The following is a 26043-nucleotide window of genomic DNA, read 5'->3' on the forward strand; positions in this document are numbered from 1 at the left end:
CAAAACTGCATGAAATCAAAGAAGTGAGAGTAACCGGCCTGCGTCATGCAGGAGGGAATCTAGTCTCATCAAAACAAAATACCAAAGGATGTATACCAATGGATTTGAATATTCAGAACGTCATCAAGCAATATGGCTCCGTCAAAGCTCTCGATAATGTCTCTCTGAATATTCCGCATGGTTCTCTGGTGTGTTTTTTAGGGCCTTCCGGCTGCGGAAAAACAACCTTGCTGCGTGCCGTTGCAGGGCTTGAGGATATCGATTCCGGCAAGATTATGCTGGGTGATGCTGATCTGTCGCATACGCCTGCGCGTTCACGTAATTTCGGCGTTGTATTTCAGTCTTACTCGCTGTTTCCGCATATGACGGCTGCGCGTAATATCGCCTATGGGCTGGAATGCCGGAGCTGGACAAAAGCGCAGATTGCGACACGCGTGCGTGAAATGCTGGATTTGGTACATCTGGACAGTCAGGCAGAAAAATTACCCGCCCAAATGTCCGGTGGTCAGCAGCAGCGTATTGCGATTGCCCGCGCATTGGCTCCTAATCCTTCACTCCTTTTGCTGGATGAGCCGCTCTCTGCGCTGGATGCGAAAGTGCGTGAGGAGCTTCGTAATGAAATCCGTGCGCTGCAAAAGCGCGTCGGCATTACCACAATCATGGTGACACACGATCAGGAAGAAGCATTGGCAATGGCCGATGTGATTGTGGTGATGAAGGATGGTCATATTGAACAGACCGGCACACCACAGATGCTGTACCAGCAACCGCAGACCAGCTTTGTGGCCGACTTTATCGGTCGTATGAATATTTTAACTCTGGATAAAGCAACGGAGGATAAGGCAACAGGCAATGATCTGCATTTTGCTGATAAAATCCTGAAACTGGATCATAGCAATAGTGGTCATACAGCGCCGGTCAGCAAGGTCGGAATACGGCCGGAATCCATCAATCTGTTGCCAGCAGCGCAAGCCGTTGCAGATGATAATCATTTTCCGGCGATAATCCGCAGTCAGATTTATCTGGGGCACATATCGCGGCTGGAAGTGGTGCCGGATAAGAGACCGGATATTAAAATCAGTGTGGAAATGCATGGAGCCGCAAATAAAACTGGTGTGTTGCCGCAGACTGGCGATGCGGTAACCGTGCATCTGCCTGCTGATGCCTTGCGGGTGCTGTCATGAGTAGCGCCGAGTTATCCGTTTCTACGACCACCGGCGCCGGTCTGAAGCGCGGCTTATTCAGCGATAATTTCATTTCATGGGCAGTAACGCTTGGTGTTACTGCGCTGATCCTGATCTTTCTGGTTATGCCGCTTTGGGCTATTCTGGTGCTTGGCTTCAGCACGCCGGCTGGTTTTGGCCTCGGCAACTTTATCAGCACATTCACGGCAGCCCGTTTTTGGACGCTGGTGCTGAACAGTTTAGGTATGGCACTGACCTGTACGATCCTTGTGACCAGTATGGCTTATGCCTATGCCTATACGCTGCAACGGGCGCATGTGCCGTTCAAATCCATGCTGCGCATGGCAGCGCTGATACCGCTTTTCGCGCCGTCACTGGTGCAGGCGCAGGGGCTGGTTTTGCTGCTCGGGCGCAATGGTATCCTCAATCGCTGGATGAGGATGGATATTGATATTTATGGCTTCTGGGGTGTGGTGATTGCCAATGCGCTTTATGCTTTCCCTTATGCCTTTCTGATCCTTTCGGCAGCTCTAGCGGTAAGTGATGCGCGTCTGCATGAGAGTGCGGAAGTGCTGGGGGCGGGGCCTTGGCGTATTTTCCGCACCCAGACATTGCCTGCCACACGCTATGGTCTGGCGGCAGCCTGTTTCGTGGTGTTCAATTTGGTGCTGACAGATTTCGGTAATCCGATGGTCATTGGCGGCGACTTCAACGTATTGGCGACTGAGGTTTACAATCAGGTTATCGGGCAGGCACAGTTTGGCCTTGGTGCGGTGATCGGGATCGTGTTGCTGCTACCGGCAATCTTTGCCAAGATCGTCGAGAAACGCCTGACCAAGCAGCAACAGGCATTGCTCACTTCGCAGGCGCGGCCGATGGTTGTGCGGCCATCGCGCAAGCGCGATCTGCTTTTGAGCATCTATGCCTATGTTATTATGGCATTGATCCTGAGTGTTATTCTGGTTGTGGTTCTGGCAAGTTTCGTTAAGCTCTGGCCTTATAATATGAGCTTTACGCTACAGCATTATCATTTTGATGTGCAGAACGGCACCGCGCCTTTATGGAATAGTGTGAAGATCAGTCTGGCAACGGCCGTGCTGGGTGTGGCGATTGCTGGTATGACAGCAATTGCGGTACAGAAATTCAAAAATCCGCTGACCGGCCCTCTGGCATTTCTCGCTATTCTGCCTTCCGCAGTGCCGGGCATGGTGTTGGGGCTTGGCTATGTACTGGCCTTCAATAATCCGTCCAATCCGCTGCATTTTCTCTATGGCAGCTTTGCGCTGATTATCATTCTCAGTGTCTATTATAATCATGCGCATGCGTTTTTGATTTCCTCGACCAGTCTGAAACAGATCAGCGGTTCTTTTGATGAGGCATCAACCATGCTGGGCGGCAGTGTGCTAACCACATTGCGCAAAGTGACCTTGCCTTTGCTCTGGCCGACATTACTGGGCGTAGGCGTGTTGTTCTTCATGCGCACTATGGTATCGCTGTCGGCAGTGATCTTTCTCACCACGCCGTCAACGCAGGTTGCTTCGATCTCGGTGCTGCAATTATCTGATCGCGGTGCAGTTAATCAGGCGGCAGCATTCTCCGTGTGTATTATGCTGATTGTGATCGCAGCTCTTGTGATCGTGCGCGGTATTCTCTGGGCATTCGGTGCCAAACACGTGACGCTGATCCGTTAAAGCAAGAGATAGTAAAAAGCCCGCCTCAGTGATGAGGCGGGCTTTTTTTAATTCAGTGCAACCAATCAGGCCGCTTTTTCTAAAGTTATGCGCTGGGCAAGCCGCACCATACCGGCGCAGGCATCATCAATCTGATGATCTGCAACGCTGAGGCTGAGACGCAGGAAGCCGACGAGATTGCTGCCAAAGGAATCTCCGGGCATCGTGGCGATTTTTTCTTCTTCCAGCAGGCGCATGGCGAAGTCTGCACCGGTCAGACCAGTGGCACGAATATCAACCAGAATGAACATACCTGCTTGCGGGATTTTGCAGGCAATTCCAGTCTGACCATCCAGCCGCTCGGATATCATTTGCGCACGGCGATAGAAGTTCTCAAGCATCTGCTTGGCGGCCGTTGCAGGACGGTTCAGCGCATAGGCTGTCATATCAGCGATAAATGGCTGCACACCAAACAACAGATGCTCTGACAAAGGCAGCAGCCGCTCGGTAAATTCTTCCGGTCCGATGCACCAGCCACTGCGGAAACCCGGAGCCGAATGGGATTTGGAGATAGAGGCAACCACAACAGTACGGTCACGCAGTTCGCTTAAGTCGAGCGGGGAGGAGAACTCGCCGTTGAACACCAGCAGCTCATAGACCTCATCGGAAATAATCCAGAGATTATGCTTGATGCAGACCTCGCCGATGGCCGCGATTTCTTCACGGCTCAGCATGGCACCGGTCGGATTATGCGGGCTGTTGAGGAGCAACACACGCGAGCGTGGTGTAATTGCTTTTTCCAGATCGGCAGCCTGAAGGCGGAAGCCGTTTTTCTCATGAACCGGCACATAGACCGGTGTGGCGCCGGTTGCTTTAATCACGCCTTCATAAGTGGCATAGCAAGGATTTGTGGTGATAACTTCATCGCCTTCCTCAGCCAAGCCGAACATGGCAATGGCCAGCGCACTCTGGGTGCCGGGGAAGCAAAGAATCTGCTTCTGGCTGATCGCGCGGCCGGTGCGCTTGGAATACTTGTCAGACAATGCGGCAAGGATTGAAGGCTCACCGCGACCGCCGGTGTAGCGGGTGCGGCCGGCGCGCATAGAGCGTGCGGCTTCATCAATCATATCTGCCGGGGTCGGAATATCCGGCTCGCCGATGGTCAGCTCGATAATTTCTTCGCCAGCGGCTTTCATTTCGCGGGCGCGCATATGGACAGCCCATTTATGTGAACCTTGACTGCTCAGACGCTCGGTAATTCGTGCGTAACGCATCTTGAGCGCTCCTCCGTATTTTTTATTCATGCTTGCTGCATCTTGTAGAGCATAATTTCTTAAACTTGGACTGGTTAAGTGAAATTATGCTCTAATTTTAAAGTGTTAGAGCGACCTTTATGTGCCAAGTCCGGCACACGGCGCTCTAGTAATTCATGCGTTGTATCGCATGAACCGAAGATAAGACCAGTGTTGTTTCTGCATAATGTCAGAAAATTTTACAAATAATGGAGAGGAATAACGTCTTACATTATAGCATGTTGAGATGTTCAGGCTTGTCATTGGCGGACAGAGTTTATAACCATCCATAATAATTCTTTGATCTGTTCCGTGAGGCTTTTATGACCAATACAAATTTGACGCTTTTTATCTGTGATCTGCTCAGTGCCGCGGGTTCAGTCACGGTGCTGATCGGCTTGCTGATTGTGCTGTTTTCGACATCGCTGGAAAGCAATAGCGAACAGAGCTCAGGTAAAAATTATATTGTCAAAGCGACAAAACATTTCAGAACCGGTCTGGTTCTTGCCATTCTCGGCTTTTTGCTGCTGTCGATGTCGTCTTCCTTCGAGCTGATGATTTACTAAGCCGTTTCTGCGATTGAGATGCGCATACTGATAAAGGGAGGATTGTGATGGCCGTTGATAGTCTTGTTAGCCAGACCGATATGTTCTCTCACATGCGCATCATCAATGGCATGGGCATTAGCCTGTGCCTGTCGCGGCTGTTGATTTTTGTTTCCAGATTTATTCAGCATCCGTCAAAGAACAAAATATCCTATATCCACTCCGGCTGGATGCTCATTGTATTTTTATGGATTATCCAGTTCTGGTGGGATTATCTGTTCGAGAGCAGTGGCAAAACCTACGATATCTATCTTTATGTGTTAGAGCTTTTCTACGTTTTTGGCCTGTTTTTCATCTGTGTTACCTTAACGCCGGATGATGTTAAGGAATACGGAGACTATGAGAGCTATTTCTTTTCGAGGAAGAAATGGCTGTTCTCACTTTTCATTTTTATTAATTTTGTACAGAGCATAGAGGGGATCAGAGAAGCTTATCTGAAGAGCGATTTCAGCGATATGAAACTTGAGCTCTGGCTGTTGCTTTCATCAACCATTGTTATTCTGGTTGCTATGAATATTAAACGCAAACGGTTTCAATATTATATGATTGGCTTACTGATCCTTTTAATCCTGCTGGATTTTTTTGTTCTGACATATCTGATGCCAGACTGACTGCGTGATGCTACACGCTGATATCGTCGGATAGTCTGGTTTTTGTGTGTTTCATAAATTTGATTCACAAGCGTTAAGTCATTGTCATGTCCACCCTCTATTGCGGAACCAGTTTTTCAACAAACAGGATCTGCAATGTTCAGAAAAATTTCAATTGCTGCTTTGACACTGACTGTCTCTGCTACATCGTCTATGGCTGCGACCAATATCAGCTGGTGGCATGGTATGGGCGGCGCGAATGCTGAGGTCATCAACGAGCTTTCAAAGCGCTTTAATGCTTCACAGCAGTCCTGTGCGCTGACACCGGTTTCCAAAGGCTCTTACGAAGAAGCGCTGGCTTCCGGTATTGCTGCATTCCGCTCCGGTGAACAGCCGAATATTCTTCAGGTTTTTGATGCCGGTGCGGCCACCATCATCAATGCCAAGGGCGCAACCGTGCCTGCCGAAGACCTGATCAATAATGCCGGTTATAAATTCGACCGTGAAGCCTTCATTGAAGGTGTGCGCTATTTCTATGCAGCACCGGATGGCAAGTTTGTTGGTATGCCGTTCAACTCTTCCGCGCCGATCATGTATATCAATACGGAAGCGCTGAAAAAGGCCGGTGTTGAAGCACCGAAAACCTGGGAAGAGTTTGAAGCGATTGCGCCGAAGCTCAAGGAAGCCGGTTATATCCCGCTCACCGCTTCACAGCTGACATGGCAGTTTACCGAGAATTTCTTCTCCCGCCAGAACATTCAGTTTGCAACCAATAATAATGGTTATGACAGCGTTCAGGACACGAAGCTGAATGTCACCGATCCGAACCTCATCATGATGTTCGACAAGCTGAAAAACTGGGCTGATAATGGCTATTTCGGCTTCTACGGTGCGGGTTGGGCAGACAATCAGAAACCTTTCGATGAAGGTAAAGTCGCGTTGTGGATCGGTTCTTCCGGTTCTTTCGGTGGTCTGCAGAAAACTGCAAAGATGGAATTTTCCGCCGACTTCCTGCCTTATTGGAAAGCCGTTGACGGAGCAGGCACCAATACATTTATCGGTGGTGCGGCGCTGTTCGCTATGGCCGGTAAGCCGGACGCAGAAAACAAATGCGTGGCTGACTTCTTCCAGTTCCTGACTTCGCCGGAAGTGCAGAAATATTACCATCAGGCAACTGGCTATGTGGCAATTACCAAAGCTGCCTATGAACTGGCTAAATCTGAAGGCTACTACGAAAAAACACCGGTTGCCGAAGTCGGCATCAAGCAGCTGATGCTGCCATCGGGTGAATGGTCGAAGGGCTACCGCCTTGGTTTCTACCCGCAGATCCGTACCATTATGGAACGCGAATATAACCGTATTTTCTCCGGCGAAACCACAGTCAAACAGGCTTTCGAAACCATCGAAAAAGAAGGCAACGACCTGCTGACCCGTTTCGCAAAGACCGCGAACTAACAACTGAGAGACGTCTCTCAATGTGATAACGGGGTCGGAGCAAACCATGCCTGACCCCGTTTTAATAGATCCTTCTCAAAAGACGGGGATTTGCCGCGTGGCATATATCCAGACTTCCAAACCATCAAAACGCGCTGCGTTTGTCGCAAAGCTGCCGCTGCTCGGTAATGCAAAACAGGCTGAACCGGCCAAGCGCGTGCAGTTTAACGCACGCCTGCTGCCTTATCTGCTATTGGCGCCGCAGCTGGCGGTTGTTTTGATTTTCTTTTACTGGCCGTCCGTTCAGGCCATTCAGTCATCCTTCTATATCGAAGACCCGTTCGGCTTCGGCTCAACTTTTGTCGGGCTGGAAAATTATACAGATGTGCTGGTCAGCCCTGAATATCGCGGTATTGCCGGTTTTACGGCGATCTTTACGATTATCGTGACGGCCTTGTCACTGGGCATCGGCATGTTGCTGGCGGTGAAAGCCGATGCGGTGATCCGCGGCAATGCTACTTACAAAACCGTGCTGATCTCAGTCTATGCTATTGCGCCGCCGGTTGCCGGGCTCATTGGAATGATGATGTTCGATCAGCATATCGGGCCGTTTGTGAAAATGGCTGCATGGTTTGGCTGGGATATGAAAGTCGGGCTGAACTATTTCGATACTGCTTTTGCGATGATTATTGTCTCAGTCTGGAAGCAGATCCCTTATAATTTCATTTTCATTTTGTCTGGTTTGCAGGCGGTTCCGGCCTCGGTGCGTGAGGCTGCGGTGATGGATTGCCGCTCCGGCGCCCGCCGTTTCCGCACAGTCATTTTGCCTTTGCTGGCGCCGACCGTGTTCTTCCTGCTGATTATCAATATCACCTATGCGCTGTTCGATACCTTTGGTGTGATCGACGTAATGGTGAAGGATAAGGCCGCCAATAACCCGATCACGTTGGTCTATAAAGTGTTCATGGATGGCTTCCGTGGCAATGATATCGGCAGCTCTTCGGCACAATCCGTCATTTTGATGCTGGTCGTGTTTACCCTGACCATCGTGCAGTTCCGCTTTGTCGAGCGGCGCATCCACTATAACTAAGCAGGTGACGAGATGCATAAAGTTAAAATTACTGATCATCTGATACTGCTTGCCGGAGCGCTGTTTCTTATTATGCCGGTGGTGGTGGCTTTCACCACCTCCAGTCATACGGCAGCGGATATTCACTCTAATGGCCTGTCTTTAAGCTGGGGTGATAATTTCACGGAAACCTATGAAAAGGTGCTGACCCGTGAAGGTGGTTTTACGGGTCAGATCACCGGGTCGCGGATGCTGATGAACTCGCTGATCCTTGGTCTCGGTTTCGCAATCGGCAAAATCGTGCTGTCGATGCTGGCGGCCTATGCGATCGTCTATTTCCGTTTCCGCTTTGCCACGCTGGCATTCTGGCTGATTTTCACCACGCTGCTACTGCCGCTGGAAGTACGTATCGTGCCTTCCTATCAGGTGGTATCGTCCTTCGGTATGCTCAACAGCTATTCAGGACTGATTGTGCCGCTGCTGGCTTCGGCCACAGGGACTTTCTATTTCCGGCAGTTCTTTAAATCTGTGCCGGATGAATTACTGGAAGCGTCTCGTATTGACGGTGCGGGGCCGGTGAAGTTTTTCATCGATATATTACTGCCACTGTCGCGCACCATGATCGCCGCGATGTTTATCATCATGTTTGTCTATGGCTGGAACCAATATCTCTGGCCAATGCTGGTGACGACTGATGAGAGTTTCTTCACGCTGATGCGTGGCATCAAGCAGATTTTGCAGGTGTGGGTCGGGGCGCAAATTCCGGATTATAACGAGGCTTTTGCTCTTGCCGTGCTGGCCATGGTGCCACCGGTGCTGATCGTCGTTGTGTTCCAGCGCTGGTTCATCAAAGGTCTGACCGAGAGCGACAAATAAGAGATTTTAGGAGCCATTCATGGCACAGGTTAAAATTGAAAATGTATCGAAAATCTATGCAGGCGGCACTAAAGCTGTCAGCGCGGTGAATATCGATATTAAAGACGGTGAATTTATTGTTCTGGTCGGGCCTTCCGGCTGCGGAAAGTCTACGCTGCTGCGCATGGTGGCAGGACTGGAGAGCATCTCGGAAGGTGAGGTGGCAATCGGCAACCGCACCGTGAATGAGGTGGAACCGGCAGATCGTGACATCGCCATGGTGTTTCAGAACTATGCGCTTTATCCGCATATGTCGGTCTATGATAATATGGCCTATGGTTTGCGTAATCGTAAAACGCCAAAGGCCGAGATTGAGGCGCGTGTGGCAGAGGCTGCGCGGATGCTGGAGCTGGAACACTATCTGCAACGCAAGCCGCGTGCGCTTTCCGGCGGTCAGCGCCAGCGCGTGGCTATGGGACGTGCAATTGTACGTAAGCCTGCCGTATTTCTGTTCGACGAGCCGCTGTCCAATCTTGATGCCAAATTGCGCGTTTCCATGCGCGGGGAAATCCGCCAGTTACAGCGCCGTCTTGGTACCACTTCGATCTATGTCACTCATGATCAGCTGGAAGCGATGACGCTGGCTGATCGTCTGGTGGTTTTGAATGGCGGTGAGATAGAGCAGATCGGCGCACCGCTGGAGATTTATCACAAGCCTGCATCGACCTTTGTCGCCAGCTTTATCGGTTCTCCGGCGATGAACTTGGCTGACGGCACTGTGCATCAGACACAAGTAATGCTGGGCGAGGATATTCTGAAATTGGACACTCTGCCATCTGTGCAGGGCGAGCTGACAATCGGTATTCGTGCGGAAGATTTGCATATTGCTGATGCTCATGAGCAGGCGATACAGTTCCGCACCGAATATGTGGAAGAACTGGGCGCACAACGTATCGTGCATGGCTATGCGGGCAATCAGAAACTGGTCGCCGCACTGCCCCCAAAAGCTGAAATCCGCGACCAGATGCGACTGGCGATAGCGAGTGAAAAGCTGCACTTTTTCGATAAACAGAGCGGTAAGCGCATTGAACCGTCGCAAGCTGTCGCAACTGCTGTAAAAGCAACCCAAGCTGTTTCTGCCTGAAATCTGAGAAATAATATGACTGAAGTAATGACTATTGAAACCATGATCCGTGCCCGTGTTGCTGCGCTGGATGTGCCATCCCATGAAGAGCGCCAGAGCATCACCCAACTGGAGAAAACCATGGCTGCCCATGATGCCAAGCTTGTTGCGATGGAGTGTATGACCCATGTGGAATCCGGTGGTCAGGCTGCTTCAACTGCTGCACTGACTTTCCCGTTCAATGTCACTGCATGGAATCTGGAGCGTTGTCTGTTCCCTGAGGAAAGCGCTGCGAAAATGCTGGCAGAAAAACCTGCCGTGGCGCTGCTGACCGAGATGGACAATGGCATGGCGCGCACCGCGCAGAAGAATATGACAGCGGAAGTCGCTCGTCATATGTCTATGGAATATGCCTATGGCGTGGAGTTTATCGAGCTTGGTCTTGGCTCTGAAATCGAGCATTCATTCTGTAAAGATGATTTCAACGAAAAGGGTTTCCACGGCAATGCGCTGATGTCTTCTGTGCCGATGCAGCGTATTTTTGTGCAGCGTCTGGCCGGTGAGCGCCTGTGGTTCTTCAATGGCGGCGATCAGCCACGTCTGGGAGAACGCAATGCGATTGGTGCGGTGATTGAAACCATTGATGGGCCGTTTCTGGCGGTGTCTGTGCATCTGGAAAGCGCGTCTCCTGCCGCCTATCGTGAAAAGCAGGTGGCACAGCTGATTGATGCGCTGGAAACAGAATTTGGTTGCATGCCAATGCTGATCGGCGGCGATCTCAATACCGGCAATCATGCGGAAGGGGATTTTGAGGCGGAAGGTCTGTTCCGTGTTGCTGCCGAGCGCGGCTTCACCCGTCACAGCGGTGCGCTGGATCAGATGACCACCCGTCCTAGTCTGATTACCCGCTGGCCTGATCGCGCTATGAAACTGGACTGGTTTCTGAGCCGTGGGCTGGACATCACCGAGAGCCGCATCATCTCATCGCTGGATGATAATCAGCGCCCGCTTTCCGATCATGATCTGATTGTTTGCCGTGTTGATGGTTTCAGCGCTGCATAAATCGTGTCGATATGCCGGAGGGAAGCCTGTCTTCCTTCCGGTTTTGTAAAGAGTCTGATTGTCTCTTTATTGGGACGTTGTGGTTCCAAATCACTATCTTTTGGAGTTTTCGTCTTACGGGTAGGTTCATTTCATCAACTTGAAACCATGGAGTTTTGAAATGTCCAAGCCTTATAACCGCCTCGATAAAGACAATGCAGCCGTTCTTCTCGTAGACCATCAGACAGGTCTGCTGTCGCTGGTTCGTGACATTGATCCTGATAAATTCAAAAACAATGTGCTGGCACTTGCTGATCTGGCAAAGTATTTCAACCTGCCGACTATTCTTACTACATCTTTCGAAGATGGTCCGAACGGCCCGCTGGTGCCTGAGCTGAAAGAGCTTTTCCCTGATGCGCCTTATATTGCGCGTCCTGGCCAGATCAACGCCTGGGATAACGAAGACTTCGTGAAAGCCGTTAAGGCAACCGGCAAGAAGCAGCTGATTATCGCTGGTGTGGTGACTGAAGTTTGTGTGGCTTTCCCTGCGCTGTCGGCTCTGGCTGAAGATTTCGAAGTGTTCGTGGTGACCGATGCGTCCGGCACATTCAACGAAATCACCCGTCATTCCGCATGGGATCGTATGAGTGCTAATGGTGCACAGCTGATGACATGGTTCGGTCTTGCCTGTGAGTTGCACCGCGACTGGCGTAACGATGTGGAAGGTCTGGGTACTCTGTTCGCAAACCACATTCCTGATTACCGCAACCTGATTAATAGCTACAACACTGTTAAAGCATCAAAATAATCTTCTGAGCCTATAACAGAAGGAAGAGGCCGTGTGTTTGATCACGCGGCCTTATCTTTTTTGAGCGTGTAGTTTCATTTCCCGCCGTCGTTTTGCGGAGGAGGGAATGCCTAATTCTTCGCGATATTTGGCGACTGTCCGGCGGGCGATCACAATACCTTCCGCATCAAGCTTTTGCACAATGGACTCATCAGACAAAACGCTGTCGATGATTTCCTGCGTAATCAGCGTGCGGATTTTGATGCGCACAGCTTCAGAGGCAATGTCATCGCCGGTTTTGCCCCTGATCGCCGAATTGAAAAAATAGCGGTACTCAAACAGACCTTGCGGGGTCATCATATATTTCTGATTTGCAACACGACTGATGGTGCTTTCATGCATCTCAATCGCATCGGCCACTATCTGCATTGTCAGTGGTTTGAGCGCAACGGCACCGCTTTCCAGAAAAGCCTGTTGGTGGGTGATAATTTGCTCACCGACGTTGAGAACAGTTTGCGCACGCTGGTCGAGAATACGGGTCAGCCAATTTGCCTTCTGTTTGCAGACACGCAGAAATTGTTTTTCTTGCTTTGAGAGGCTGTTGTCACTGAGTTTGCGGCTATAATCTTCATTCATCAGCACACGGGGCAGAGCCTGTGGATTGAGCGTGATACTCCATTCACCGCTTGGCATCTTGGTAACCAGCAAATCAGGAATAATGGTCAGCGCAGGTGCGCTGTCAAAAATCAGACCGGGTTTTGGGTTCAGGCCGCGAAGTTCGCCGAGCATTTCGCTCAGTTCTTCATCATCCGCATCGCAGAGTTTTTTAAGTGCAGTGAAATCACGTTTTGCGACCAGATCAAGATGTTTGAGCAGTGTGGCCATTTCTGCAGTCAAGCGATCATCGGCAATGAGTTGCAGGCGCAGACATTCCGCCAGATTGCGGGCGAAAAGCCCGGCCGGTTCAAAAGCCTGACATTGGTGCAGAACACGCATAACCTGTTCCGGTGCTACATTCAGGCGTTTGGCGATTTGCGCTAAGTCCGCATGGAGATAACCGGATTCATCCAATGTCTCGGCAAGTAGCTCGGCAATATGCCGCTCGGACTTATCTCTGATGCTGAGATTGATCTGCTCGGCCACATGATCTTGCAGGGAGTGCTGCACGGTGCCGAAATCTTCAACGGAATAATCCGAAGAGCCGGTAGAGGGCAGCGCACCGCTTGGCGCTCTTTGCAACAGCGGATTGGCTTCCACTTCGCGCTGCACAAAATCTTCCAGCTCAGCACGGCTCATTTGCAGCACTTTGAGCGATTGCTGCATTTGCGGTGTCATGGTCAGTGATTGGGTCTGCCGCAGAACGGGCTTGGAAGAGAGAACCATTGATCTGTTTATAGCACCACTTTCAATCTTAGAGCGGTTCAATTTAAAAAAATGTTGGAACCGCTCTATGTCTTTGCTTGTCGCATTGTCTTACGTATCGAAGCGGGTAAAGAAATCAGTCCGGCGAACTGATTTCCCCGCGAAGGCGCTGCGCACTTTTACAGGAAATGCTCTATTGATACGTCATAAAATTATTGTAAGCACGGAATCAGAATTTTCTTCCGTGCATGAGGATTGATGATGCGCCACTATATTGGAATTGATGTCGGAACCGGCAGCGCCAGAGCAGGGATTTTTGACAGCAAGGGCCAGCTACTGGGCACTGCAGCCTGTGCCATTGAAACTTTTCGCCCGCAGGCGGATTTTGCCCAACAAAGCTCGGCGCATATCTGGGCATCGATCTGCACGGCTGTTAAAAACGCTATGACTGAAGCCGCAATTGCGGCAGACAGCGTTGCCGGTATCGGCTTTGATGCGACCTGTTCGCTGGTTGTTGCGGATGCAGAAGGCAAACCGGTGACTGTCAGCCCGAAGGGTGAGCCGGATCAGGATGTGATCCTGTGGATGGATCACCGCGCGATTAATGATGCCGAAGAGATCACCGAAATTGGCGGCAAAGTGCTGAACCATGTCGGCGGTCGTATGTCGCCGGAAATGGAACTGCCGAAAATTCGCTGGTTCAAGCGTGAACTGCCGCAAAGCTGGACGCAGACCGCGGCTTTCTGGGATTTGCCGGACTGGCTGGTGCATCGTGCTACCGGCGCCGATATGCGCTCGCTTTGTTCGCCGGTTTGTAAATGGACTTATCTCGGCGATCGGGGTAACGCCGGAGAAGGCTGGGACAGCGCGTTCCTAGAGAATATCGGCCTTGAAGAACTGGGCGATGATAATTTCGCAGCCATTGGTAATCGCTTCGGTGCGGCTGGTGAACTGGCCGGAAAATTGTCGGAACAGGCCGCAACGGAGCTTGGTCTTAAAGCTGGTATTGCGGTTTCCACCGGTCTGATTGATGCTTATTCCGGTGCGCTCGGCACGCTGGCCGTTGAGGACAATGCCGGTGTGAGTGCAACAGAACAGCGTCTGGCGCTGATCGCTGGTACCTCAACCTGCCATATTGCTCTGAGCAAAGAGCCGGTATTTGTTTCCGGTGTTTGGGGGCCTTATTATTCTGCGCTGCTGCCTGATCTCTGGGCAAATGAAGGTGGCCAATCGGCAGCAGGTGCTTTGATTGATGCGGTGATTGCGCGTCATGCGGTGTCTGTGAAACTTGCAGCAGAAAATCCGGGTAAGCGTATCGCCGATTTGCTGGATGCACATCTGGCCAAAATGGCTGAAGAAACGGCAACTCTGACCCGTTATCGTCATGTGCAGCCGGATTTCCACGGCAACCGCTCACCACTGGCGGAAAGCTGGCGCAAGGGCGCGATTGTCGGTCTGACACTGGATCACGAACTGGATGATCTGGCACTGGATTATCTCGCCACCATTCAGGCGCTGGCCTATGGCACAAGGCATATTCTTGAAGAAATGCGCCATGAAGGCATGGAAATTGACACGCTGGTGGTCTCCGGTGGTTTAGCTCGTAATCAGCTATACTTACGCGAACATGCGGACGCTACCGGTTGTCGCGTTCTGGTGCCGGAACAGGCCGAGCCGGTGCTGCTGGGTTCTGCCATGCTTGGTGCTGTTGCCAGCGGTGATTTTGCAAACCTGCCGGAAGCAATGGCAGCGATGAGCGGCAAGGGCGAAGTGCTGGAGCCACGTGGTGGTGAAATCGCTGGCTATCACGATGCGAAATATCTGGTCTATCGCCGTATGCAGATGGATTATGCCGATTACGCAGAACTGATGGATGAAAATCCGGTTGCTGATGATGAAGATGAAACTGAGTCTGATTTAACCGCTTGACCTTGCCACTATAGGAACCTTTATCCTGCTTATCAGTTGATAAACAGGAGAGGTTTTTATGGCACAGACTGCATCGCATACAGCCCATGCGCATGATGCACATCACGAGCATCATCATGGCGGAAATGAAAGCGGTAATTGGGTTAAAGACCCTGTTTGCGGGATGATGGTTGATCCGGCTGCAGGCAAGCCGCACATGACCTATAAGGGGCATGAGTATCATTTCTGCTCGGATAGTTGTCATAGCAAATTCAAAGCCGACCCTGAGAAATATCTCACTGCACAATCTGCTGCTGCACCTGCAATCAAAGGGGCGCAATATACCTGTCCGATGCATCCGGAAGTTATCCGAGATGAACCGGGATCATGCCCGATTTGCGGTATGGCGCTGGAGCCGGTTATGCCGTCGCTTGATGACGGGCCTAATCCTGAATTAGTGGATTTTACGCGTCGCTTCTGGGTGAGCGCGATCTGTTCCGTTCCCTTGTTGATTATCACTATGGGGCCGATGGTCGGTCTTTCTGTGCGTGAGTGGATTGGCGAGCAAACGGCTTTATGGCTGGAGTTTTTGCTGGCGACGCCGGTGGTGCTCTGGGCAGCGTTGCCGTTTTTCAAACGCGGGGTCGACTCGTTTAAAAACCGCAGCCCGAATATGTGGACACTGATTATGATCGGTGTCGGTGCAGCCTATCTTTACAGTGTGATTGCTGTGCTGTTTCCGGAAATGTTCCCGCATTCCTTCCGTGGGCATGGCGGTTCAGTTCCGGTTTATTTTGAGGCCGCTGCCGTTATTGTCACGCTGGTCTTTCTCGGTCAGGTGCTGGAACTACGCGCCCGCGAGCGTACCGGCTCGGCTATCCGCGCTCTGCTTGATCTGGCGCCGAAAACTGCACGCCGTATTGCCGCTGATGGCAGCGAAGCTGATGTGCCGCTGGATGAAGTACAGGCAGGCGATAAACTTCGTATCCGCCCCGGTGACAGTGTGCCGGTGGATGGTATCGTGGTGGAAGGCCGCTCCTCCGTTGATGAGGCGATGATTACCGGTGAACCGGTGCCGGTTGAAAAGACTGAGGGCGATAAAGTCATCGGTGGCACCGTGAATAAAAATGGTTCTCTGGTCATGCAGGCAGAGAAAATCGGCGCAGAAACCATGCTGTCGCAGATTGTTGATATGGTGGCCAAAGCCCAGCGTTCCCGTGCGCCCATTCAGGGGCTGGCTGACCGGATTTCATTCTATTTTGTGCCGATGGTTATTGTCGTTGCACTCTTGTCCTTTATCGGCTGGGCGCTGTGGGGGCCGGAGCCAAGCATGATCTATGCCATTGTGGCTGCGGTTTCGGTGTTGATTATCGCTTGTCCCTGTGCGCTGGGACTGGCAACGCCGATGTCGATCATGACAGCAACAGGACGAGGCGCGCAGGCAGGTGTGCTTATCAAGGATGCCGAGGCGCTGGAGCTTATGGAGAAGGTTGATACGCTGATCGTTGATAAAACGGGTACACTTACAGAAGGTCGACCAAAACTGACGGATGTGGTGGCAGTTTCCGGTATTGACGACGACACGCTGTTACAACTGGCTGCGAGCCTTGAGAAAGGCTCGGAACATCCGTTGGCTGATGCCATTGTTGCCGGTGCCGAAGCAAAAGGGCTGAAGACCGATAATGTTGATGCCTTTGAAGCGATTACCGGTAAAGGTGTTGCCGGTACTGTAAAAGGGCGGGCAGTTGCGCTTGGTAATCCTGCAATGATGCAGGATATGGGGCTGGATATTGCCGCCATTCAGGCGCAGGCCGATACATTGCGGGCAGAAGGTAAGACCGCGATGTTTGTTGCCGTAGATAACAAGCTGGCAGGTCTGGTCGCTGTGGCCGATCCGATTAAGGAGACAGCGGCAGAAGCCATCCGCACACTCCATGCACGCGGCTTGAAGATCATTATGGCCACCGGTGATAATGAACGCACAGCGCGAGCTGTGGCGGCAAAACTCGGTCTTGATGATGTGCGTGCTGATGTGCTGCCGGAAGATAAAAAAGCGCTGGTTGATGAGTTGCACAAACAGGGCAAAAAAGTCGCGATGGCGGGGGATGGTGTGAATGATGCACCGGCACTGGCTGCTGCTGATGTGGGTATTGCTATGGGCACCGGTGCTGATGTGGCTGTGGAAAGTGCGGGGATCACACTGCTCAAAGGTGATCTCACCGGCATTACCCGTGCGCATCATCTGGCAGAGGCGACAATCCGCAATATCAAGGAAAACCTGTTCTTTGCCTTTGTCTATAATGCGCTTGGTATTCCGGTGGCAGCGGGACTGCTCTATCCGTTCACCGGCACTTTATTGTCGCCGATGATTGCAGCGGCGGCAATGAGCCTGTCTTCGGTCTCGGTGATTGCCAACTCATTGCGGCTGAGAGCATTGAAACTTTAAACAAAAAGAAAGCGGGCATTTTGCCCGCTTTTTATTTGGCTTGAAACAGTCTCAGTAAGGGCTGTCGACCTTACCGGTTTCTACATAGACTGTCTTGATCTGGCTGTAATGGGAGAGAGCGGCGAGGCCGTTTTCGCGACCGATACCGGAGTTTTTATAGCCGCCGAAAGGTACTTCCACCGGTGTCAGATTATAGGCATTGATCCAGCATGTACCGGCCTTGAGTGCTGCAATCACACGATGGCCGCGTGCGCTGTCTGCGGTGAACACACCTGCAGCAAGGCCGAATTCTGTATTATTGGCGCGGGCAATGACCTCATCTTCATCGCTGAAGGTCAGAATGCTCATGACAGGGCCGAAGATTTCTTCCCGTGCAATGGTCATATCATCGCTGACATTGGTGAAAATTGTCGGCTCGATATAGAAACCGTTTTCCAGTCCCTGCAAGGCAGGCACGCCGCCGCCGCAAGCGAGAGTTGCGCCTTCAGCTTTGCCCTTCTCAATATAGGACAAAACCTTGTCGCGCTGGGCAAGGCTCACCATTGGCCCCATCTGTGTGTTAGGATCAAGCGGATCGCCGATCTGAATAGCGCGGGTGCGCTCGACCAGACGGCTCACAAAACGCTCAGCAACGGCCTCATGCACGAAAACGCGGGTGCCGTTGGAGCAGACCTGACCGGTGGAATAGAAATTGCCGAGCATCGCGCCGCCAATGGCATTTTCCAGATCGGCATCATCAAACACGATCAGCGGGGATTTGCCGCCGAGTTCCATGGTGACCTGTTTCATCTCGCTACCGGCCTGCGCCATGATTTTCTTGCCGGTCGGCACGGAGCCGGTGAGCGAAACTTTGGCAACCTTAGGGTGGCTGATCAGTGCGCTACCGGCATCGCCAAAGCCCTGAACCACGTTGAAAAGCCCGTCCGGCAGACCGGCATCCTTGTAAAGCTGTGCGAGTGCCAGAGCTGACAGCGGCGTGTTCTCGGATGGTTTGAACACCACTGCATTGCCCATGGCCAGAGCAGGGGCAGATTTCCACGAGGCGATCTGGATCGGGTAATTCCATGCGCCGATACCGACGCAAACGCCCAGTGCCTCACGGCGAGTATAAGCAAAAGGTCCGCCAAGTTCGACAAACTCGCCATTGAAACCGGAGATCACACTGCCGAAATATTCCATCGCATCGGCACCGGAGGCCGCATCGGCCACCAAAGTTTCCTGAATAGCCTTACCGGTATCCAGTGTTTCCAGCTCCGACAGTTCCTGATTGCGCTCGCGCATCAGGTCTGCGGCACGGCGCAGGATGCGGCCACGCTCAACAGGCTTGAGTTTTGCCCATTCAACCTGCGCTTTGGCTGCGGCTTCAACGGCCTGATCGACAATGGCCTGTGTCGCACCATGCAGGCGGGCAATGACTTCGCCAGTGGCAGGATAGATCACATCAAAAGCACGTCCTGCCGTGTCTTCAACAAACTGACCATTGATAAAATGTGAGGCTTGCGGCTGTGCGCGCATGGGAAATTCCTTCAAATTCTTAGAACTGATTATGACTTAACGATCAGAGACTTGCCAGCGCGGACTGATCCAAGGTTCCTGATTGGAGCGCGGCAGCGGTGTTTTGCCAAGAATATGATCTGAAGCCTTCTCGCCGGTCATGATCGACGGGCCGTTGAGATTGCCGTAAGGCACGCGCGGGAAAATTGAACTGTCAGCCACGCGCAGGCCTTCAACACCAATCACGCGACATTCCGGATCAACCACGGCCATAGGGTCATTGACTGAACCCATTTTACAGGTGCCGCATGGATGGAATGCACTCTCTGCATGGTCGCGAATGAAGTTGTCCAACTGCTCATCTGTGACCTGATCGTCACCCGGCTGAATTTCCCGTCCGCGATAGGCATCAAAAGCCTGCTGGTCAAAGATCTCGCGGGTCAGACGGATGCAATGGCGGAAATCGCGCCAGTCATCCGGATGCGACATATAATTGAACAGGATTTTCGGTTTCTCTTTCGGATCATTGGAGCGCAGTGTGACGGAACCGCGTGACTTGGAACGCATTGGTCCCACATGCGCCTGAAAGCCGTGGCCGCCTGCTGCTGCTTTACCGTCATAGCGGATCGCAACGGGCAGGAAGTGGAACTGAATATCTGGATATTCCATACCGGCAGCCGAGCGCACAAAAGCAGCACCTTCAAAATGGTTGGTCGCGCCGAGACCGGATTTGAAGAACAGCCATTCCGCACCAATACGGGCTTTGGAAAACAGGTTGAGGCTGGAATAGAGCGTAATCGGCTGCAGGCATTCCTGCTGCACATAGACTTCCATATGATCCTGCAAATTCGCGCCGACACCGGCACGGTCTGCCACGACCTCAATACCATGCTCACGCAGATGTTCCGCAGGGCCAATGCCGGAAAGCATCAGCAGCTTAGGGGAATTGATGCTGGAAGCGGCGATAATCACTTCGCGCTTGGCTTTGATAACGCTGATCGTGCCGGATTTTTCAATTTCAACGCCGATAGCGCGGCCATTTTCAATCACCACTTTGCGGGCGAAAGCATTGACCAAGGTCACATTGCGACGTTTGAGGGCAGGGCGCAGATAGGCATTGGCGGTTGACCAGCGGCGACCATGATGGATGGTCTGTTCCATCGGGCCGAAACCTTCTTGTTTCGAGCCGTTATAATCATCTGTGGTTTCAAAACCGGCCTGTTTTCCAGCGTCGTTGAAAGCTTTGAACAGCGGGTTGCTGCGCTTGCCGCGCTGCACATGCATCGGGCCATTGGTGCCGCGCCAGCTTTCCTCACCACCATGAGAATGTTCCATGCGCTTGAAGTAAGGCAGCACATCCGCATAAGACCAGCCGCTGGCACCGCTCTCAGCCCAATGATCAAAATCCTTGGCGTGTCCGCGCACATAGACCATGCCATTAACGGAGGAAGAACCGCCAATAACCTTGCCGCGTGGCGTAACCAGACGGCGACCATTGAGATGCGGTTCCGGTTCGGTGTTAAAACCCCAGTCATAGGTAGACATATTCATCGGGAAAGACAGAGCCGCAGGCATCTGGATCAGCGGGCCGATATCGGTGCCGCCATATTCGATGACGATAACAGAATGCTTGCCGTCTTCCGACAGGCGGTAGGCCATGGCAGAACCGGCAGAACCGGAACCGATAATAACGAAATCTGCTTCCATATTGGGTTCCTTAATTCCGGTTGCGAGGCGGGATTGTTGGCGCATGTGCCAGTTGGACGGTGATATAATCCTCAACCAGAGCAATGGCTTTTGGCGCTTCCGGTGCATCGGCACCGAGCGCATGGCGGATATAAAGGCCGTCGATCAGAGCGCCGGTACCTTCAGCAATATGTTGCGCGGTCTGTTTGTCTGTGAGCTGCTCCAGTGCAAAGCACAGGTTGGAATGCAGGCGGCGGGCATAAATCCGCAACAGACGGCGCATCTCTAATGATTGCTGGGCATGAGCATAAAAGGTGAGCCATGCGGCAATCGTTTCATGGGCAAACTGTGAGGCAGAAAAATTCACGCTGATAATTGCAGAAAGCTTTGCACGCGGGCTGTCTGCTGCCTGTAAGGCGAGGCGCAGATCAGAGCCGAGTTCGCTCAGCAAATGGCGCATAGTGGCTAAAAGGAGCTGATCCTTACCGCCGAAATAGTGATGCGCCAGCGCTGCCGACACACCGGCTTTGCGGGCAATCTGCGCAACAGTCACATCAAGCGAACCGCGCTCGCCGATTGTCTGAATGGCGGCCGAGATCAGGTCTTTCCGGCGCAATTCTTCCATTCCTATCTTAGGCATGTCTGTCTCACAAAATTGTTTGGATTGGGCTGATTATCGTTTTTATTGATTGATCAGTCAATCAAGAGTTTATTATTCTATTATTTCAATACTATGACGTGATTTTAAAATGAGAAAATCCGCTGTCTGCTGAGACAGGTACGTTTTGACGGCCTACGACTATTTTGCTAGAGCAGCGGCAGTGAATGATGCGGAGTTTTAAAATGGCAAATCCGGTTTTGGTTGAAGTTGTGCGCGGTAAAGTGGTGGAAAGCCGCCACAGCGGTGCGCTGGCGCTATTCGATGGTGACGGTAAGACCGTTCTGAACATCGGCGATGTGACGCGCCCGACCTATCCACGTTCGGCAATCAAGGCTATTCAGGCGCTGCCATTTGTGGAAAGCGGGGCGGCTGATGCCTATGGTTTCGGCAATGAAGAGCTGGCCATGGCCTGCGCTTCCCATTCCGGTGAGCCGGAACATGTGGCGCGCGCCGCTTCGATGCTGGCGAAGGCCGGTTTGTCCTGCGAGGATCTGGAATGCGGTGCCCATTGGCCGTCTGACCAGAAAGTGCTGATTGAAGTCGCCCGTAGCGGCAAGGAGCCGACAGCGCTCAATAATAACTGCTCCGGTAAACATGCCGGTTTTCTCTGCACCTGTGCGCATATGGGCCTGAAGGTAAAAGGTTATGTGCAGGCAAACTCACAGATCCAGACCATCGTGCGTGAAACCATGCAGGAAGTGACCGGCGCGGTGCATAATGCTAATGAATATGGCACTGATGGTTGCTCTATCCCGACCTATGCCATTGGACTTGATGCTATGGCACGTGGTTTTGCCCGTATGGCAACTGGCACAGGCTTAGCGCCTGTTCGAGCGCAAGCTGCCAAGCGCCTGATTGAAGCCTGCATGGCTGCGCCGTTTTATGTGGCTGGCAGCCGTCGTGCCTGCACTGAACTGATGGAACTGGCACCTGGTCGTATTTTCGTTAAAACCGGTGCGGAAGGTGTGTTCTGCGGTGCAGTGCCGGAACTTGGCGTCGGCTTTGCCATGAAATGTGATGACGGCGCTACCCGTGCGGCAGAAGTTATGGTGACACGTTTGCTGGCGCAGCTTTTTGCCAAAGATGCCGAGTTGTCCGGCAAGCTGGAAGCACGCGCAACACGCCGTATGAGTAACTGGAATGGTATTGATTTCGGCTATATTGCACCATCAGCTGCTTTGGTTGATGAATTGAAAGCTGTTTCTTTCTGAGAATAAAAATACTATAAGTATTTGATAATTAAGCCGCGCATTATAAAGATGTGCGGCTTAATTGTTTTGTCGCATGGCTTGCTTTTATTTCGGTTCCTTCCTAGGCTCTGTGAATGAGTAGAGCTTTTACAAAAGAACAGGACGATGTTCCTGCCGGTCTGGTGGAGCGTCCGGTCAGTCCCCACCGTAATCTTGTCACTCAAAACGGTCTCAGACTGATTGAGGCTGAACTGGCACGTCTGCAGACGGAGCTGGGGCAGGCAACTGCCAGCGGGGATAAGGCCTCAATTGCTCATGTCTCACGGGATTTGCGTTATTGGACAGCGCGACGTGAGACCGCAGAACTCAATCTGGCCGACAAAGACGGCGATGTAATCCGCTTTGGTATGCAAGTCACTGTTGAGAATGAAGACGGTCGTCAGCAGAGCTGGATGATTGTCGGCGAGGATGAGGCGGAGCCGTCCAAAGGCACGATTTCCCACATCTCACCGCTTGCTGTTGCCCTGTTTGGCAAGAGCAAGGGGGATTTGGTGGCTGTGAATGGCCGCGAGCTGGAAATTATCAGCTTTAAAGCTATGAATTAGGTGAATTGCCGGCTCTGTTCAGAGCCAGCCTTTTTTGCGGAAGAAATAAAGCGGGATCAGTGCAGAGATAACCATCAGGCCGAGCGCTGCGGGATAGCCCCATTGCTCGGTCAGCTCTGGCATGAAACTGAAATTCATTCCGTAAATCGAAGCGATGAGTGTCGGCGGCATGAAGCCGACGGCGGCCACTGAGAAAATTTTGATAATCGCATTTTGCTCAACCGAAATCAGGCCGACAATTGTGTCGAGCAGGAAGTTGATTTTGTTGTTGAGAAAGTCGACGTAATTTTCCAGCGATTGCGCATCGCGCTCCAGCGTTTTCAGCGATGAACGGGTGTCTTTGGCCTGTGTTTTCGGCGAGCTGTTAGCGGTGATATACACCAGCAGACGGCGGATGCCTGCAAGGCTTTCACGCATTCTCGACAGAAAAGTACCATGCGCACCGATCTCATTGAGAATCTCACGAAAATCATGGGTCGACATTGGCCGTGTATTATTCGGGCGGCGATAAACCCGGTGCAAAGCCGTGTCGATTTTTTCACTGACGCCTTCAATAAAATCAGCCAGCCGGCTGGTATTGGCTTCGATAATACCAAGCAGGATACACAGGCTATTACTGCGGCTATTGATCAGACCATTGCCGCTTTTGGCCGTGCGGCTGGCATAAATGGCAAAAGACTTAGGCTCGGCATAACGCACGCTGATGAGCAGCTTATCTGTCATAATAAAGGTGACAGGGCTGACAATGCGGTGGTCATCAGTGGTGAGATGCAGAAAAGGTGCAGTCAGATATTGCGCGCCGTTCTCGCTGTAAAACCGGTTGGATTCTTCAATCTCGCCCATATCTTCACGCGTCGGAATCGGGATGCTTGCCCATTGTTCGACCTGAGCTTCCTCTTCCGATGTCGGGTTTAGAAGATCAATCCATAAAGCATTTTGCGACAAGTCTGCCGGAACAGTTAAAGCCGGATCAGTGTGAGCGCGGTCATAGGGCGTAAGAGTGTCACCATTACGGTAATATACAGTCAGCATCTTTGGGTATAACCCCTGTCATGAAAGCATTTGCTCCTCTGTGTGAGGGCAGATATGCATAAAACAAAAATAATTAGGCGCAACTGGCCGGAACTATAACTATGGCGTCATTATAAATATAGAAGTGTAAACAGCGCATGTCATTGTTTGCAGGGTCATCATGGTTGTGTATTTACGCTGTAGAGCATGATTATGCTCGATAGACAGGATTGCCGGATATAGATATATCACTGCGGATTGAATGATCCGCGCAGAAACAGAAGGTTTGATTTTATGTCTGTAATGAATGAGCCATTGCGGGCAGAGGGGCATAGTAATGTTGAGGCGCAAGCCGCTACATCACCTGTAAAGTCAGGAATGAGCCCTGCCTATCGCCTTCTGGCAGGCGTTTCTCTGGTGCTGATTGCGCTGAACCTGCGTCCGATATTCTCCAGTTTTGCGGCTTTGCTGCCGGAGATTGTTGGCTCAACCGGCATCAGTTCTTTAACCGCGGGATTGCTGACGACTTTGCCGGTTTTCTGTCTGGGCTTTTTTGCACCATTAGCACCGAAATTCGGCGAGCGTATTGGCATTGAACGCACATTGCTGATCGCGGCTCTGTTGCTGGCTTTGGGAACGTTTTTACGCGGTGTCGGCCCTGTGAGTATGATGTTTGCCGGTACAATGCTTGCCGGTGCCTGTATTGCGGTGTGTAATGTGTTGTTGCCGGGGATCGTGAAGCGGGACTTTCCTGATAAAGCCGCTTTGCTGACCGGATTTTACACCATGGCGCTGAGCGGTGGCGCGGCATTGGCTGCCGCTTTTACCGTGCCGCTTTACAAGGCACTTGATAACTCATGGCAGCAGGCATTGGCTCTCTGGGCACTTCCGGCACTCATTGCCGCTTTGCTCTGGGGCAGGCTGACATGGCGTATCAAACATCATCCGGCAGCAACCAAGGGTAAAGTAACAGGCCTGTGGCGGGACAAGATCGCATGGCAGCTGACATTCTTTATGGGGCTGCAATCATCGCTGGCTTATACGGTTTTCGGCTGGCTGTCGCCGATCCTGCGCGAGCGCGGGCTGGATGGTCATACCGCCGGTGTGGTGGTTTCTGTTGCAATCGGGATGCAGCTGTTTGCCTGTCTGATCGTGCCGACAATCGCAGTGCGTTCCCGTAATCAGAGCCTGCTCAATGCTGTGCTGATTGCCTGTGCCTCTGTTTCCATGCTGGCGATGTTGTTTATGCCGCTTTGGTCGGTTTGGTATTGGGCGGTTCTGCAGGGCATCGGCCTAGGCGGGTTGATTGCAGCCGCCATGACCGAGATTGTGCTGCGTTCGCCTAACCCGCGTGTGGCGGCACATTTGTCCGGCATGGTGCAGTTTGTCGGTTATATGATTGCATCCATCGTGCCGTTGCTGATTGGCATTATCCGTGACTGGACGGGCTCTTATGATGCGACCGCATTCTTGTTTGTGTTTATCGGTATTGTTGCGGCATGGAATGGTTGGGGTGCAGGCCGTGCCATCTATGTCAAAGCGAAGAGTGAATAAACAAAAAGCCCCGTAAAATGCGGGGCTTTTTTTATGCGAAAGATGAGGGGATCAGATGAACTGACCGAGACCCGGAATCGAGTTCACGACATCATCAACGGTCTGCGCACCGGCTTTTTCTTTTGCAAAAGCAATGGTTTCTTTGGCAACGCCGGAAATTTCACCCATGCCGAGGCCTGCGCCCATCAGCTTGGAGCCGAGACCCATAACACCGCCCATCATATTGGAGAGGAAGCCACCCTTATCGGCAGACGCAATCAGCTCCTGCGCACCCGGAATACCGGCGATCAATGCGCCGACTTTATCCTGCGGACCTTCTTTGGCGAGAAAGGCAAGGATCAGGCCAACAGCTTTTTCTGCAGTTGCGCTATCAACACCGACATTATTGGCAATACGTGTAATCAGCTCTTCCATCATAGTCTCCCAAAAATTGACGTTTACGTAATAAGCATTATGGAATGATGAAATCAAGTCCT

At 51.9% G+C, this 26043-nt stretch carries 22 protein-coding genes; 15 read left to right on the plus strand and 7 right to left on the minus strand.

What is annotated here, in order from left to right; all coding sequences use genetic code 11:
- Positions 1 to 98: 98 nt before the first annotated feature.
- Together QUF18_RS05190 and QUF18_RS05195 are read left to right on the plus strand one after the other, a co-directional pair.
- On the plus strand, positions 99 to 1184 hold the full coding sequence (locus QUF18_RS05190; RefSeq protein WP_289385869.1) for an ABC transporter ATP-binding protein: 1086 nt from the start codon (positions 99 to 101) through the stop codon (positions 1182 to 1184).
- Positions 1181 to 2875: an ABC transporter permease subunit gene (locus tag QUF18_RS05195; RefSeq protein ID WP_289385872.1), complete on the plus strand. Its 1695-nt coding sequence runs from the start codon at positions 1181 to 1183 to the stop codon at positions 2873 to 2875. Before QUF18_RS05190 ends, QUF18_RS05195 begins: the two co-directional genes overlap by 4 nt.
- Positions 2876 to 2940: 65 nt before the next feature.
- Here QUF18_RS05195 and QUF18_RS05200 read toward each other — a convergent pair whose 3' ends face one another.
- Positions 2941 to 4128, minus strand: a complete 1188-nt coding sequence (locus tag QUF18_RS05200) for a pyridoxal phosphate-dependent aminotransferase (protein WP_289385874.1) — start codon at positions 4126 to 4128, stop codon at positions 2941 to 2943.
- Between the two features lie 341 nt (positions 4129 to 4469).
- On the opposite strand from QUF18_RS05200, the gene QUF18_RS05205 reads away from it, so the two are divergent.
- The 8 genes from QUF18_RS05205 (at position 4470) to ycaC (ending at position 11671) form a co-directional block, all read left to right on the plus strand.
- Positions 4470 to 4712, plus strand: a complete 243-nt coding sequence (locus QUF18_RS05205) for a hypothetical protein (protein ID WP_289385876.1) — start codon at positions 4470 to 4472, stop codon at positions 4710 to 4712.
- Between the two features lie 47 nt (positions 4713 to 4759).
- On the plus strand, positions 4760 to 5362 hold the full coding sequence (locus QUF18_RS05210) for a hypothetical protein (RefSeq protein WP_289385879.1): 603 nt from the start codon (positions 4760 to 4762) through the stop codon (positions 5360 to 5362).
- Between the two features lie 135 nt (positions 5363 to 5497).
- The gene (locus QUF18_RS05215) at positions 5498 to 6796 is read left to right on the plus strand and encodes an extracellular solute-binding protein (RefSeq protein WP_289385880.1); all 1299 of its coding nucleotides are present in this window, start codon (positions 5498 to 5500) and stop codon (positions 6794 to 6796) included.
- 151 nt (positions 6797 to 6947) lie between these two features.
- Positions 6948 to 7865, plus strand: coding sequence for an ABC transporter permease subunit (locus QUF18_RS05220; RefSeq protein ID WP_374806458.1), 918 nt, complete (start codon positions 6948 to 6950; stop codon positions 7863 to 7865).
- Positions 7866 to 7877: 12 nt separating this feature from the next.
- Positions 7878 to 8720 (plus strand): sn-glycerol-3-phosphate ABC transporter permease UgpE, encoded by an 843-nt coding sequence (gene ugpE / locus QUF18_RS05225; protein ID WP_289385884.1) that lies wholly within the window; start codon positions 7878 to 7880, stop codon positions 8718 to 8720.
- Positions 8721 to 8739: 19 nt separating this feature from the next.
- Positions 8740 to 9843, plus strand: a complete 1104-nt coding sequence (locus QUF18_RS05230; RefSeq protein WP_289385886.1) for a sn-glycerol-3-phosphate import ATP-binding protein UgpC — start codon at positions 8740 to 8742, stop codon at positions 9841 to 9843.
- A gap of 15 nt (positions 9844 to 9858) precedes the next feature.
- Positions 9859 to 10884, plus strand: a complete 1026-nt coding sequence (locus tag QUF18_RS05235) for an endonuclease/exonuclease/phosphatase family protein (protein WP_353074482.1) — start codon at positions 9859 to 9861, stop codon at positions 10882 to 10884.
- Positions 10885 to 11044: 160 nt separating this feature from the next.
- Positions 11045 to 11671: an isochorismate family cysteine hydrolase YcaC gene (ycaC, locus tag QUF18_RS05240; protein ID WP_113943171.1), complete on the plus strand. Its 627-nt coding sequence runs from the start codon at positions 11045 to 11047 to the stop codon at positions 11669 to 11671.
- Between the two features lie 51 nt (positions 11672 to 11722).
- On the opposite strand, the gene rpoN is transcribed toward ycaC, so the two are convergent.
- Positions 11723 to 13033: an RNA polymerase factor sigma-54 gene (gene rpoN, locus QUF18_RS05245; protein ID WP_289385891.1), complete on the minus strand. Its 1311-nt coding sequence runs from the start codon at positions 13031 to 13033 to the stop codon at positions 11723 to 11725.
- A gap of 237 nt (positions 13034 to 13270) precedes the next feature.
- Here rpoN and QUF18_RS05250 point away from each other — a divergent pair, with 237 nt between their 5' ends.
- Both QUF18_RS05250 and QUF18_RS05255 read left to right on the plus strand, forming a co-directional pair.
- Entirely contained in the window at positions 13271 to 14941 is a 1671-nt protein-coding gene (locus tag QUF18_RS05250; protein ID WP_289385892.1) for an FGGY-family carbohydrate kinase, read from the plus strand.
- Positions 14942 to 14999: 58 nt separating this feature from the next.
- Positions 15000 to 17366 carry a heavy metal translocating P-type ATPase gene (locus tag QUF18_RS05255; RefSeq protein WP_289385894.1) on the plus strand — a complete coding sequence of 789 codons (2367 nt, stop codon included), beginning with the start codon at positions 15000 to 15002 and terminating at the stop codon, positions 17364 to 17366.
- Positions 17367 to 17417: 51 nt separating this feature from the next.
- Here QUF18_RS05255 and betB read toward each other — a convergent pair whose 3' ends face one another.
- Genes betB through betI form a run of 3 tightly spaced genes read right to left on the minus strand, consistent with a single transcriptional unit; the run spans position 17418 to position 21186 of the window.
- A complete protein-coding gene (gene betB, locus QUF18_RS05260; protein ID WP_289385897.1) occupies positions 17418 to 18881 on the minus strand; it encodes a betaine-aldehyde dehydrogenase in 1464 nt (487 codons plus the stop codon).
- A gap of 36 nt (positions 18882 to 18917) precedes the next feature.
- Positions 18918 to 20567, minus strand: coding sequence for a choline dehydrogenase (gene betA, locus QUF18_RS05265; protein ID WP_289385899.1), 1650 nt, complete (start codon positions 20565 to 20567; stop codon positions 18918 to 18920).
- Positions 20568 to 20577: 10 nt separating this feature from the next.
- Complete coding sequence (betI, locus tag QUF18_RS05270) at positions 20578 to 21186, minus strand: transcriptional regulator BetI (RefSeq protein ID WP_289385901.1); 609 nt, start codon at positions 21184 to 21186, stop codon at positions 20578 to 20580.
- A gap of 203 nt (positions 21187 to 21389) precedes the next feature.
- On the opposite strand from betI, the gene QUF18_RS05275 reads away from it, so the two are divergent.
- Complete coding sequence (locus QUF18_RS05275) at positions 21390 to 22418, plus strand: asparaginase (protein WP_289385903.1); 1029 nt, start codon at positions 21390 to 21392, stop codon at positions 22416 to 22418.
- A gap of 113 nt (positions 22419 to 22531) precedes the next feature.
- Positions 22532 to 23002: a GreA/GreB family elongation factor gene (locus tag QUF18_RS05280; protein WP_289385905.1), complete on the plus strand. Its 471-nt coding sequence runs from the start codon at positions 22532 to 22534 to the stop codon at positions 23000 to 23002.
- An 18-nt stretch (positions 23003 to 23020) separates the two neighbouring features.
- Here the strand turns inward: QUF18_RS05280 and corA are convergent, their stop codons facing one another.
- Positions 23021 to 24034 (minus strand): magnesium/cobalt transporter CorA, encoded by a 1014-nt coding sequence (corA, locus tag QUF18_RS05285; RefSeq protein WP_289385906.1) that lies wholly within the window; start codon positions 24032 to 24034, stop codon positions 23021 to 23023.
- Positions 24035 to 24316: 282 nt separating this feature from the next.
- On the opposite strand from corA, the gene QUF18_RS05290 reads away from it, so the two are divergent.
- On the plus strand, positions 24317 to 25567 hold the full coding sequence (locus QUF18_RS05290) for a CynX/NimT family MFS transporter (protein WP_289386155.1): 1251 nt from the start codon (positions 24317 to 24319) through the stop codon (positions 25565 to 25567).
- A gap of 51 nt (positions 25568 to 25618) precedes the next feature.
- Here QUF18_RS05290 and QUF18_RS05295 read toward each other — a convergent pair whose 3' ends face one another.
- Positions 25619 to 25981, minus strand: coding sequence for a DUF2267 domain-containing protein (locus QUF18_RS05295; protein WP_289386156.1), 363 nt, complete (start codon positions 25979 to 25981; stop codon positions 25619 to 25621).
- Between the last annotated feature and the right edge of the window lie 62 nt (positions 25982 to 26043).

It is taken from the genome of Pseudochrobactrum kiredjianiae, assembly GCF_030362795.1.
GTDB classification, from domain to species: domain Bacteria; phylum Pseudomonadota; class Alphaproteobacteria; order Rhizobiales; family Rhizobiaceae; genus Pseudochrobactrum; species Pseudochrobactrum kiredjianiae.